Below are 12,544 nucleotides of genomic sequence, written 5' to 3' on the forward strand. Positions count from 1 at the left end.
GCGTACTTCGTACCTCTCCTATGTCACAAAAGGATTTTGAAATGAGTAAAAATTATTCTCTGGCGGCCCTGTTGCTTGGGGGTTTTATTTGCGCCGGTTTACTGCTGCTTGGCACCAGTATTGGAAACAGCCTGCTGGCAATGAAAGGTATGGAGCGAACCGTGGCGGTCAAAGGTCTGGCTGAACGCGAGGTCAAGGCCAACGTCGCCATCTGGCCGATTCGCTTCAATGAGGTGGATAACGATCTCAACACCTTGTATCAGACGGTGCAACAAAACACAGATAAAGTGACGGCTTTTCTTGAACAGCAAGGTTTCAACAAGGATGAAATCTCTGTCTCTCTGCCTTCCATCGAAGACAGGCAAGCCCAGGGTTATGTCGATCCCAATGTAAAGTATCGCTACGCAGCCCGGGTGACAGTGTCGCTTTATACTCACCAGGTGGATCTGCTGCTTGAGAGCCGTAACAAGCTGCTGGCCCTGGCCAAAGAAGGCATAGCCATCGCCAGTCAGGACTATGACAGTCGCACCGAATTCCTGTTTACCGAACTCAACAGTATCAAGCCGGCCATGGTGCAGGAGGCTACCCAAAATGCCCGTGAAGTGGCCGAGAAGTTTGCCAAAGATTCAGACTCGGTACTTGGGAAGATCAAACAAGCCAGCCAGGGCACCTTCACCATTTCCGATCGCGACAGTAATACGCCTTACATCAAGAAGGTGCGAATCGTCTCTACCCTCACCTACTATCTCAACGACTGAACTTTTGAAGCGCAAACCTGAAACGGATTTTTCAATATAAACAGGTGGCCAAGGCCGCCTGTTTTCGTATCTGTATTTTGGCTGTGTATATTCTGGCCTGGGTATTCAAGGTCTAGTCAGTTACTCAAGCCACCTCTTATTTAATCATATTTTTCTAATAATAGTTGCAGGCGACCACCTTATTCATTAGAATTTTCTCATAGATGCTTTTTTGAGAACAGTTCCATGCCCAGAATAACGCCAGTATTGACCCTGTTACTGCCCGCGCTGCTGCTCATTCAACCCGTTAAGGCAGCCGAGCCGGCCACAGTGACTGTCCGCCAGACAGAGCACTCCCAATTGCTGACCCTGGATGGCAGGCTCGAGGCGGTCAAGGCCGCAACCGTGTCGGCCCAGACCTCGGGACGGATCCTCAAGCTTTACTTTGATGTCAATGACCGAGTCCCCGCCGGGGCGGCGCTGCTTGAGATCACCAGTGAAGAGCAAGGCGCGTCCCTGGCGGCGGCCGAGGCGGAATACGCCAGAGCCAGAGCCTTGGATACCGAAGCGCAGCTGACGCTCAAGCGCTATCAGGAACTGTTTCCCAAGGGCGCGATTTCCCGCGGCCAAATGGATCAGGCCATAGCCAATGCCAAGTCAGCCTCCCAAGCGGCCAGCGCTGCCAAGGCGAGGATCATTCAGGCAAAGGAATCACTGAAATACACAGTCGTCAGCGCGCCATATGCTGGCATAGTCACGGCCAGGCATGTGGAAGAGGGAGAAACAGTCGCTCCCGGTCAACCGCTCCTGTCCGGTTTTGCCGACGATGAGATGCGGGTGGTGATGCAGCTGCCGCAGCGTTTTCTTCAGGCCGCCAAAGCCACAGAAAAGATGACGGTTATCCTAGCCGATGGTCGCAGTTTTGACGTCACTACCCCCAAGGTCTTTGGTTTCAGTGATGAGCAGAGCCGCGCCTTTCAGGTGAGACTGCCACTACCGGCCAACACAGGCGATCTATTGCCCGGCAGTTTCGTTAAGGTGCGCTTTGCCATAGAAAAGCGCCAGGAGATAGTACTGCCCAAAGAAGCGCTTTACAGCGTCAATGAGCTGTCGGCCGTCTACCTCAAGCGCGGCGACAACTTTGTCCTGCAACAGGTACGCCTGGGTGATGTGCGTGACGATGGCGTGACCATACTGGCAGGACTCGAAGCCGGAGACATAGTCGCCGCCAACGCCTATCAGTTGCTGCTCGAGCAGCGCCAGGCCAAGTAAGGGGAACTCATGGCTAATCACAGCGAAAATAACACCGGCATCTCCGGCCGCATTGCCGCCAGTTTCCAGCTCAGTGCCATTACGCCGCTTCTGGCCTTGCTGGGCTTGTTGCTGGGGATGTTTGCCATTATGGTCACTCCCAAGGAGGAAGAACCTCAGATAGATGTGACCTTTGCCGATGTGTTTATCCCCTTCCCCGGTGCCACACCGACCGAAGTCGAGCAGTTGGTTACCCTGCCGGCAGAAGAGGTGATCTCGCAGATAAAAGGCATAGATACCCTCTACTCCTTCTCGCAGCCCGATGGCGCGATGATCATCGTCATCTTTGAGGTGGGTGTGCCCCGCAACGAGGCGATAGTCAAACTCTACAATCAAATCTATTCCAACCTGGACAAGCTGCCCAGAGCCGCGGGTGTGGGTGATCCCTTGATAAAACCCATGGGCATAGACGATGTGCCCATTGTCAGCCTGACTCTCTGGTCTGAGGATCCCAGTGTCTCGGCTCAGCAACTGACTCATGTGGCCCATGGGCTCGAAACCGAACTCAAGCGCATTCCCGGCACCCGAGATGTCGAGTCCATGGGGTCCCATGAGTTAGTGCTCAATGTGCGCATCAATCCGGCCCAAATGAGTTTTTATGGTGTCAGCTTTGATGCCATCAACCGGGCGCTCGGCGCCAATAATGCGGTCTCCATGCCCGTGTCTCTGGTGCAAGATAACCAGGAGATCAAGGTGCAGACCGGCCAGTTCCTGCGCTCGCTGGAGGATGTGCAGCAACTGGTGGTCGCGGTGCACAATGACAGCCAAGGCAAGGCCGCCCCTGTCTTCCTCAGTGATATTGCCGATATCAGCCTCAAGGCCGATGTCCCCCTCTATGGCGCCTGGCATCAGAACGGTCACAGCGACGAAGCAGAAGCTAAAGGCGTCTTCCCGGCAGTGACCATAGCCATAGGCAAACAACCGGGTGAAAACGCCGTGGATGTGGCCGATGCTATCCTTGCCAAGGTGGAAAAGAGCCGTAACCTGCTTATTCCGGACAATGTCAATGTCACTGTGTCACGCAACTATGGCGTAACGGCGGCAGATAAGTCCAACACTCTGATCTTCAAGTTGATCTTTGCTACCGCCGCTGTGGTTATCCTGGTGGTGTTCACCATGGGAATGCGCGAGGCACTGGTGGTGGGAGTGGCGATTGTCATTACCCTGGCGATTACCCTTTTCGCCTCCTGGGCCTGGGGCTTTACCCTCAACCGGGTATCCCTGTTTGCGCTGATCTTCTCCATAGGTATTTTGGTGGACGATGCCATCGTCGTGGTGGAAAACATCCACCGTCATATGGCCATGGGCAAACGCAGCCTGAGTGAACTTATTCCCGCCGCCGTGGATGAAGTGGGTGGCCCCACGATTCTGGCGACCTTTACCGTTATTGCGGCATTGCTGCCGATGGCCTTTGTCTCGGGGCTGATGGGCCCCTATATGAGCCCTATTCCCATCAACGCCAGCATGGGCATGTTGATCTCCCTGGCTGTGGCCTTTGTGGTCACCCCCTGGCTCAGCCACAAACTGCTCAGGCACAAGGGTGGCGAGGGGCACAGCGACAATGCCAACCCTGTGATGCTCAGGCTGTTTACCCGGCTTATCAAGCCATTCCTCGAGAGCCGCAAGGCCCGTGTAGGCATGGCCGCCGGCGTGTTTGTGCTGATAGGCATGGCCGTGGCCCTGCCCGTCGGCCAATTGGTGGTGCTCAAGATGCTGCCCTTCGACAACAAGAGCGAATTCCAGGTGATGGTGGATATGCCGGAAGGCACGCCGGTGGAGCAGACGGAAAAAGTCCTCAAGGCCTTATCCGATTATCTGGTGACTGTACCCGAAGTGCAGCATCTGCAGCTCTATGCCGGCACCCATGCCCCGATTAACTTCAACGGCCTGGTCAGGCATTACTTTGTCCGCAACAGTCAGGAGCTTGGCGATATTCAGGTCAATCTCAGTGACAAGAAACACAGGGACAGAGACAGCCACAGCATAGCCCTGGCGGTGCGCGGCCCGCTGCAACAAATCGCCCAGGGCTTCAACGCCAATGTCAAAGTAGTGGAAGTGCCCCCCGGCCCACCTGTGTGGTCGCCGATTGTGGCCGAGGTCTATGGCCCCAGCCAGGATATTCGCCAGCAGGCGGCCAGAGAGCTGCAGTCCCTGTTCCAGGCGACCGAGGATGTGGTGGATATCGATATCTTCCTGCCGGCGGCACAACAGAAATGGCAGGTACTTATCGACCGCAGCAAGGCCAGTCTGCTGGGCGTGCCCTACGCCAACATAGTGGATCTGGTGGCCACTGCTGTCGGCGGCAAGGATATCAATGTGCTGCATAAGCCGATGCAGAAACGCCCTGTGCCAATTCGCCTGGAACTGCCGGAGGCCGACAAACTGGATCTGACCTCAGTACTCAACCTGCGCCTCGACAGCCTCCATGGCGGCACTGTGCCCGTGGCCGAATTGGTGACAATCCGCAAGGGGCAGATAGACGCACCCATCATTCACAAGAATATGATCCCGATGATCATGGTGATTGCCGACATGGCCGGGCCGCTCGACAGCCCACTGTACGGTATGTTTGAAATGGCGGCGGATATCGACTCAGAAGGTGGCCTTGGCTTCAACCAGCATTATTTCAGCCAACCCGATGGTCTGGATGCCATCAGCGTACTCTGGGATGGCGAGTGGAAGATCACCTATGAAACCTTCCGTGATATGGGCCTGGCCTATGGGGTCGGCATGATTGCCATCTATCTCCTGGTGGTGGCCCACTTCCGTTCCTATCTGGTACCGCTGATCATTATGGCGCCTATCCCCTTGACCATTATCGGGGTCATGCCGGGACACGCCTTGCTCGGCGCCCAGTTCACCGCCACCTCCATGATAGGCATGATAGCGCTGGCGGGGATCATAGTGCGTAACTCCATACTCCTGGTGGACTTTATCAACCAGGAAACCGCTGCCGGAGTGCCATTTGAACAGGCGGTCATTCACTCGGGCGCCGTGCGGGCCAAACCTATTATGCTTACCGCCCTCGCGGCCATGATAGGCGCCATGTTTATTCTGGATGACCCGATCTTCAACGGTCTGGCCATCAGTCTTATCTTCGGGATCCTGATCTCCACTCTGCTGACGCTGGTGGTGATCCCGGTACTTTACTATGCCCTGATGCGCAAGCGCATCGACTCAGTGATCAACCAGGCCCAGGCGGCCAAAGGAGCTTAAAATGTCTGTAGAACGTGCCACTATGGCCTTTGCCGGATTTATGGTGATGTTGTCATTACTGTTAACCGCCACTGTCCATCACAATTTTGTATGGCTAACTCTGTTTGTTGGCGCTAACCTGTTTCAGAGTGCTTTTACCGGCTTTTGTCCTGCCAGCATGCTGATGCGTAAATTCGGTATGAAAACGGAGGCTGAACAGGCCAAGGCCCACTGAATAAGGAATGCAAGTGAAGATAAAAACCCGTACCCAGCGCCAATTCCTGTGGCTGACCACTCTGCTGTTTGCTGTACTGCTGAGCCTCAGCGCTCGCGCCGAGCAGATGGTTCCCGAGGTGGCGCTGACCAAGGTCGCCCAGGGCGCCATGCTGGTGGATGTCAGAACCCCGGAAGAATACGCCGAGGGACACCTGCCAGAGGCTATCAATATCCCCTTTGAGCAGATAGTCGAAGTCTTCGCCAAACAGGGCATTGCCAAGGACACCCCTGTAGTTGTCTACTGTCGTAGCGGTCGCCGCTCAGGCATTGCCAAGGAGTCGCTGGATAACGCCGGTTATCAGGCGGTATACAATGGTGGTGGCTACTATACCCTCAAGGCCAGCGCCGGCAACTAGCTGACCAGATAACCATTAAGTACTGCGCCACTCATGCAACCGGGCCCACTCAAGTGGGCCTTTTTACTAAGTGATCAGCACAAATAATTAACAAAAAGCCAAAAACCAAGATGACGTGCAAGTGTCAAATTTGCACACTCAGTCAAAAAGTCGCCTTTACCCCATACTAAAGTCTCCTTTTCGCAACGATTATTCTTCATAATAATTACTTATGTCAAATTAGAATAAGAGACATCATTAAAGTTATAAATCAATCAATTACATCTTTCACGCATCTCAGGGATCAATCAAACCCCACATAGAGTCTTATTCAAACCCGGCAAAATTTCATGCACCCGCCACTGATACATTTAGTAACAGCAAACACCTAGAGTGAATTTTTATTCACAAAAAGTGAAATACAATCAAGCCGAAATGGAACGCCATGCTGTTAACATTTGTTTTACATGACTTTTTCATAGCGGTAGATTGCAAATGGGTCATTTCAGTGAATGCTGAAGTGCCCGAGGACAATAAACCAAGATCTGTTACACGGAAGACAAGTATGAAAAAAATAACAAATAAACAGCTGGCCCTGAGTCTGTCCATGCTGGCCCTGGCAGTCTCTGCCGGTGTTCATGGCGCACCTTTCAAGCCTCAAGCCAATGATCTGTCACAGCAGTCGCCCCTGCCCAAGCGCTATATCGTTAAGTTCAAGGACAACAACGGCCTGCAAACCATGAGTGGCCAAAGCGAACTGAATCAGGTATTCGGCCAGCACAGAGCGCTTAACGGCGTTAAGGCTCGCGAAATGAAGCGCATTGGTCGCAGCCACAGCTACAGCGTCAAGTTGGATAACCCCGGACTCAAGGCGCTGCGTGCCCGCACCGATGTGGAGTATGTCGAAGAAGATATGCCCCGCCGCTTATTGAGTGAAACCACGCCCTGGGGTCAAACCTATGTCGGCGCGACTCAGTTGGCCGATAACCTCAGCGGTAATCGCACCATATGTATCATAGACTCCGGCTATGATCGTGCTCACCAGGATCTCAGTGGCAACAATGTCACAGGTACCAACAACTCGGGCACCGGAAACTGGTTCGAGCCGGGCAATAACAATGCCCACGGAACCCACGTTGCCGGCACCATAGCCGCCATCGCCAACAATGAAGGCGTGGTTGGGGTGATGCCGAATCAGAACGCCAATATCCATGTGATCAAGGTATTCAACGAGTCAGGTTGGGGTTACTCCTCTTCACTAGTATCCGCCGTGGATACCTGTGTCGACAATGGCGCCAATGTGGTCACCATGAGCCTGGGTGGCTCAGGATCCAGCACCACTGAGCGCAATGCCATGACCAACCACTTTAACAATGGCGTGCTCTTGATTGCTGCGGCCGGTAACGATGGCAACAACACCCACAGCTACCCGGCTTCCTATGATGCGGTAATGTCGGTGGCCTCGGTCGACAGCAACAAAGACCATTCGGCCTTCTCCCAGTACACCAATCAGGTCGAAATCTCCGGCCCGGGTGAAGCAATCCTCTCAACCGTGACTCGCGGCGAAGGACGTCTGGCTGATATTGTCATTGCCGGTCAGTCGCTGTTTGCCGAAGGGGTGGTGCCTCACAACCGCTTTGTACCATCGGGAAGCAACTATGTGCCCTCGCCCATCAGCGCCAGTGCCAGCGGCGAACTGGCCGAGTGTGACACCAGCGGCGGCAACTACAACTGCGGCAACATGACAGGCAAAGTCTGTTTGGTGCAGCGTTTGGAAAACCAAGGTGCCGGTTATCCCGAGATCAATGCGGTTCGCGCCTGTAACAACGCCGGTGCGGCAGCGACTATTGTCTACTCCAACAGCGATCTGCCCGGACTGCAAAACCCCTTCCTGGTGGACTCAAACACTGAATTGACCAAGGCTTCTGTGTCTGTAGACCGTGAAACCGGTCTGGCGCTGCGTAACCAAATCGGTCAGCAGGCCAGCGTATCCAACACCACTGGCGAAGACTATGAGTACTACAACGGTACTTCCATGGCGACGCCACACGTATCCGGCGTCGCAACTCTGGTATGGAGCTATCACACTGAGTGTAGTGCCGCCCAGGTGCGTCAGGCGCTGAAAGCCACCGCCGAAGATCTGGATGTCCCCGGTCGTGACGATCGCACCGGCTATGGTCTGGTCAATGCCGTGGCTGCCAAGGAATATCTGGATGCCTCCTGTAATGGCCCGAGCGATCCCGGCACACCAAGCGATGGTCAGTTGGAAAACGGTGTGGCAGTCAACAACCTTAGTGGTGCCAAAGACGATGAACTGCACTTCTTCCTCGATGTGCCTGCCGGCGCTTCCAACCTCAGCTTCAACCTGAGTGGCGGCACAGGTGATGCCGACCTTTACATGCAGTACGGCGCGGCTCCAACCACCAGCAGCTTTGATTGTCGCCCCTGGAAAGGCGGCAACACTGAAAGCTGTTCGGTCAACAGCCCTCAAGCCGGTACTTACTATGTGATGGTTCGCGGTTACAGCAGCTTCAGCGGTGCCAGCCTGGTGGCTAGCTACACAGGCTCAAGCAGCACCAATCCAGGTGGCGGCGCAGCGAGCTACACCAATGGTGATAATGCCAATATTCCCGACAACAACAGCACAGGCATTACCAGCCCCATCAGTGTCAGCCGCAGCGGTGATTCGGGTGTGGTCACTGTAGATGTCAGCATAGTGCACCCTTACATTGGCGATCTGCAGGTTGAACTGCACAGCCCCAATGGCCAGATTGCCGTGCTGCACGACAACACAGGCAAAGGCACCGACAATATCAACCAGAGCTATTCGGTCGATATGACAGGTGTCGAGTCCAGTGGTACCTGGCTGCTCAAGGCCGTTGACTCCGGTCGCCGTGACGTAGGCTACATCGACAGCTGGTCACTGCACTTTAAATAATCTCTCTTTCAAGGGGCCGCTACGGCCCCTTTTTCCTCTCTCGATGGTTTCCCCTTGGCTGAAGAGCTGCCGGACAGTTTGACGCGACTTTTTCAACCTTTTTGCAAGGCATTTGAAAAGCTTCTCGGTTATACTGGCGCCGCTTTTATAACACCAGCTACCAAGGCCCATTCATGACAGCTTCCAATTCCCCTCAAGCCAACAAAGATCCCCTGCACGGCTTGACCCTCAAGGCGATACTCACAGAGATGGTGGAGCAGTACGGCTTTGATGGCCTGGCACAAAGGATAAAAGTGCGCTGCTTCAGCCATGATCCCAGCATTAAATCGAGCCTGACCTTTTTGCGAAAGACCCAATGGGCCAGGGAAAAACTGGAACGTCTCTATCTGACCAGTAAGGGCTTGCCCATTCCGCCTCACCTTCTGGGCAGTTCAACCCCGGCCACAAGGCAAAAGCCGGCCAAACAAACCTGTGCCGACAAGCCTCAAACCAATGCCCATATCTGGGGTAAAAAGAGCGACTAGGCAGATACTGATACAACACGCAACCCGCTATATTTTTAACCAATTTTGCCTTAAAGCTGCTAAAGTTCTTCCCCTTGCAGCCGATAAGTCGTTATCGACTATCAGCACGAACAGATGCCGCCAAGGAGTTTAATGATGAACATTGCAGGCTTAGGTCAAATCGCCACTCAGGGAACCGGTCCCCGCAACCTAAGTGAAGTCACAGTGGCCGACAAAGACGCAGCCAAGGAAAGCGCTGCCACAAGTTCGGACAGCCAGGATAAAGTGAATATCTCTTCTGCCGGTCGCAAAGCACTGGCGGATGATATAGGTGGTCAGCTGTATAGGAACAATTCGGAGCAAACCTCAGAAGCGCAGAAAGCCGCCGAGGAAGATACCTCGGATATGTCTGAAATTGACAAGAAGATTAAAGAGCTGCAGGACAAGCTCAAGGAGTTGCAGCAGCAGCTACAGCAACTGAATGGTGATGATTCTGAAGCGGCCGAGATAGAGCGTAAGTTGCTGCAGGATCAGATTGCCGCCGTCAGTGGTCAGTTGGTCGCCCTGCTCAACGAGAAAGCCCGCCAGGACAAGAACGCCGCCACTGAGGGCTGATGCCGCTCAGATGGGCATGCTGAACACCAGGCGCCAGATCTCCAGCCCATCACCACTACGGTAACTGATCCCCAATCTGTCTATGCCAAGCACTGGCTTGGCAAGGGCCAGGGTGGCCCCCAACTCAATACTGCCGGACACCAAGGTATCCTGGTTGAGATCGCCGGCAAACTGTAACTGGTCAAAATACCAATAACCCAAAGCAAACACCCTGGGCTGCATCTGTAACCCCTGCCAGGACCAGTGATAAGGCAAACCGATATCCACTCCGGTTTGCAATACGGAAAAGCTCTGGCTGATGCTGAACGCCCGTTCACTGTAGGCGGCAAATTTCAGTCGGGTCACCCACAGAGAATCTGCCTGCCACAGCTCAAAATGACGCAAGCCACTGATGCCGGCTGCCATGATGGCGACATTACCGCCTTGGTCAAAATTACTGCCAAAACCGAGATCGCCATAGGCCTCCATGCGCCAGTTTTCATCCAGACGCCAACGCTTTTCAAAGCCTGGGGTCACGGTCAGGGTACCAACACTGGAAGGCAATTCGAACTCACCGGCATCTTCAAGGCTATAGTTGAAAAAGCCTACAGAGATGGGCAGGCGCAGCAAGAACTCCGAGTCATCACTCTGCTCCAGCGTAAAGTCCAGCGGTAAGCTGATGACGGTAGCATCCTGTTCGGACGCGCGATAGACCCCGCTGCCCAGATAGCTGCCAAAGGCATAGTGGGAGTTGTCCGGCGGCCGGGCGTGGCCGGGGGACTCTTGGGCAAGGATTGGGGCTGCAAGCAGCAAAAGCCCCAGGGAAGACACACTCAATAAACCAACTTGGGTTGATGCTTTCCCCGGTGACTTCATCTTTGCCGACTCAGTCCTGATGACCTTCGGTGAAATGATACTCAGACATCATATGGCCAAGCTCAGTAGACTTGGTCTTGAGGTAGGCTTCGTTGTAACGGTTTTTGCCCACCTGCAGCGGCACCCGCTCGACAACTTCCATGCCGACATCTTTCATCGCCTGCACCTTGCGCGGATTATTGGTCATCAACCTAACCTTGTGAACGCCAATTTTTTCCAGCATGGGCGCAATCATATCGTACTTGCGCATATCGGCCGGAAAGCCCAGACGCTCGTTGGCTTCCACTGTATTGGCGCCATCGTCCTGCAACTCGTAGGCTCGAATTTTGTTCAACAGCCCTATGCCACGACCTTCCTGACGCAGGTAGAGAATAAAGCCCTGACCGGCTTCGGCGACATTTTGCATCGCGGTCTGCAGTTGAAAGCCGCAGTCGCAGCGCAGGCTGAACAGGGCATCTCCGGTGAGACATTCCGAATGGATCCGTCCCAGCATGGGTTTATCGGCTTGGAGCTCACCAAAAGTCAGCGCCACGTGCTCTTTACCGGTTTCGGTATCCTCGAAACCATGCATGGCAAACACCCCCCAAGGGGTTGGCAATTTGGCGGTGGCGATAAATTTAATAGACATGAATTAACCTTAACGACTGCTCTCATTCCCTGAGACGGTTAACATCCCTCAAAATCAAGATAATAGTGAAGCGTGCTCAGTACTCAGGCCGGTCATTTTATGCGTTTTTACCACCGACCGGAATACCCAAGTAAATTCATTGGTTATTATCTGCTGTCACGGCGGCAGTTAAAATGCCTTGGGTGCAAACCCGGTAACGGCAGTAATACCCATTTCTCTGCCCAGCGCTGTCATGGGATGCACAACGACCAAACCCCGGACAGACTTCTTGAGTTTGCCCATGTCGGCCTGTTCGGCTTTGGTGAGTTCGCGGCTAAAAGGCAGATCGCGAATAGACTGTCCCTGCTTGCCAAGCTGCCGACTCTGCTGGCCCTTGATGGCTGCAATCCGCTTGTTGACGGCGGCGATTTCCCGCTGAAACTGGGCAATGATAGGACCATCGCCACGTTGCTCTGCGGCGGCCAATTTACGGCGATACTGATCCAGCTTATCGTTGAGCTGTTGCAGCTCCTGCTTCAAATTCATTCTGTTACCTTACAAAATCCCGGCACCCTGAGAATGGACGGCCTGGTTGCCGTAAATGTGCCGGACAGAAGTATAACAGCAACTCAAGCCCAGGTGACGGGGTTTTTTAGCAGGGAAAAGCAATTGTGTTAACCAGTTTTCACTTTTGTACTTACTGAGGGTCGTTGAGCAGATGTATCACCTGGTTGGCCGAACCACGAAACTTCAGCGACGGATCCGCTTGCTCCTGCACGAATTTGCCATCCACCAACACATGAATAAGCCCGAGCAATTCCCGCTGCGCCGGACTGAGTTCATCGAGACGATAACCAGTCCAGAGCCAGACATCCTTTCCAGGGCATTCGTCCCGCACCCGCAGCAACAAGGCCTTGATGGCGTCAAGATTGCCCGGAAACAGTGGGTCACCACCTGAAAGTGACAAGCCCCTTCTCGGGATCCGGCTGTCATTGAGATCGGCAATGATCCTGTCAGACATCGCCTGGTCGAAAGGATGCCCGGAGCGGGGATCCCAGGTTGACTGGTTATAACAACCCCGGCACTGATGTTCACAACCGGAGACAAACAGGGTTACCCGGGTGCCCGGTCCATTGACCACATCCACGGGGTAATACTGATGATAGTTCATA

At 54.1% G+C, this 12,544-nt stretch carries 12 protein-coding genes; 8 read left to right on the forward strand and 4 right to left on the reverse strand.

Features of this window, described 5'->3' with window-relative positions; translation table 11 throughout:
* Positions 1-41 precede the first annotated feature (41 nt).
* The 8 genes from ACWAU4_RS13485 (at position 42) to ACWAU4_RS13520 (ending at position 9,910) form a co-directional block, all read left to right on the forward strand.
* Complete coding sequence (locus tag ACWAU4_RS13485; RefSeq protein ID WP_044734721.1) at positions 42-758, forward strand: SIMPL domain-containing protein; 717 nt, start codon at positions 42-44, stop codon at positions 756-758.
* Positions 759-983: 225 nt separating this feature from the next.
* Entirely contained in the window at positions 984-2,009 is a 1,026-nt protein-coding gene (locus tag ACWAU4_RS13490; RefSeq protein WP_045282690.1) for an efflux RND transporter periplasmic adaptor subunit, read from the forward strand.
* Positions 2,010-2,018: 9 nt separating this feature from the next.
* Entirely contained in the window at positions 2,019-5,264 is a 3,246-nt protein-coding gene (locus tag ACWAU4_RS13495) for an efflux RND transporter permease subunit (RefSeq protein ID WP_208124858.1), read from the forward strand.
* Between the two features lies 1 nt (position 5,265).
* A complete protein-coding gene (locus tag ACWAU4_RS13500) occupies positions 5,266-5,478 on the forward strand; it encodes a YgaP family membrane protein (RefSeq protein WP_025011137.1) in 213 nt (70 codons plus the stop codon).
* 76 nt (positions 5,479-5,554) lie between these two features.
* Positions 5,555-5,875 (forward strand): rhodanese-like domain-containing protein, encoded by a 321-nt coding sequence (locus ACWAU4_RS13505; RefSeq protein WP_371873403.1) that lies wholly within the window; start codon positions 5,555-5,557, stop codon positions 5,873-5,875.
* Positions 5,876-6,419: 544 nt separating this feature from the next.
* Positions 6,420-8,792, forward strand: coding sequence for a S8 family serine peptidase (locus ACWAU4_RS13510; protein ID WP_028780784.1), 2,373 nt, complete (start codon positions 6,420-6,422; stop codon positions 8,790-8,792).
* Between the two features lie 173 nt (positions 8,793-8,965).
* Positions 8,966-9,316, forward strand: a complete 351-nt coding sequence (locus ACWAU4_RS13515) for a VF530 family protein (RefSeq protein WP_025887170.1) — start codon at positions 8,966-8,968, stop codon at positions 9,314-9,316.
* Between the two features lie 132 nt (positions 9,317-9,448).
* Positions 9,449-9,910, forward strand: a complete 462-nt coding sequence (locus ACWAU4_RS13520) for a hypothetical protein (protein ID WP_025887169.1) — start codon at positions 9,449-9,451, stop codon at positions 9,908-9,910.
* Between the two features lie 6 nt (positions 9,911-9,916).
* On the opposite strand, the gene ACWAU4_RS13525 is transcribed toward ACWAU4_RS13520, so the two are convergent.
* The 4 genes from ACWAU4_RS13525 to nrdG all read right to left on the reverse strand — a co-directional run bounded on the left by ACWAU4_RS13525 (position 9,917) and on the right by nrdG (position 12,543).
* A complete protein-coding gene (locus ACWAU4_RS13525; RefSeq protein ID WP_454290571.1) occupies positions 9,917-10,720 on the reverse strand; it encodes a hypothetical protein in 804 nt (267 codons plus the stop codon).
* Between the two features lie 55 nt (positions 10,721-10,775).
* Entirely contained in the window at positions 10,776-11,393 is a 618-nt protein-coding gene (gene ribA, locus ACWAU4_RS13530; protein WP_025011143.1) for a GTP cyclohydrolase II, read from the reverse strand.
* A gap of 168 nt (positions 11,394-11,561) precedes the next feature.
* Positions 11,562-11,918, reverse strand: coding sequence for a YibL family ribosome-associated protein (locus ACWAU4_RS13535; RefSeq protein WP_025011144.1), 357 nt, complete (start codon positions 11,916-11,918; stop codon positions 11,562-11,564).
* A gap of 151 nt (positions 11,919-12,069) precedes the next feature.
* Positions 12,070-12,543, reverse strand: a complete 474-nt coding sequence (gene nrdG, locus ACWAU4_RS13540; RefSeq protein WP_025011145.1) for an anaerobic ribonucleoside-triphosphate reductase-activating protein — start codon at positions 12,541-12,543, stop codon at positions 12,070-12,072.
* Position 12,544: the final 1 nt, after the last annotated feature.

This window comes from Shewanella sp. FeAMO (assembly GCF_053653955.1).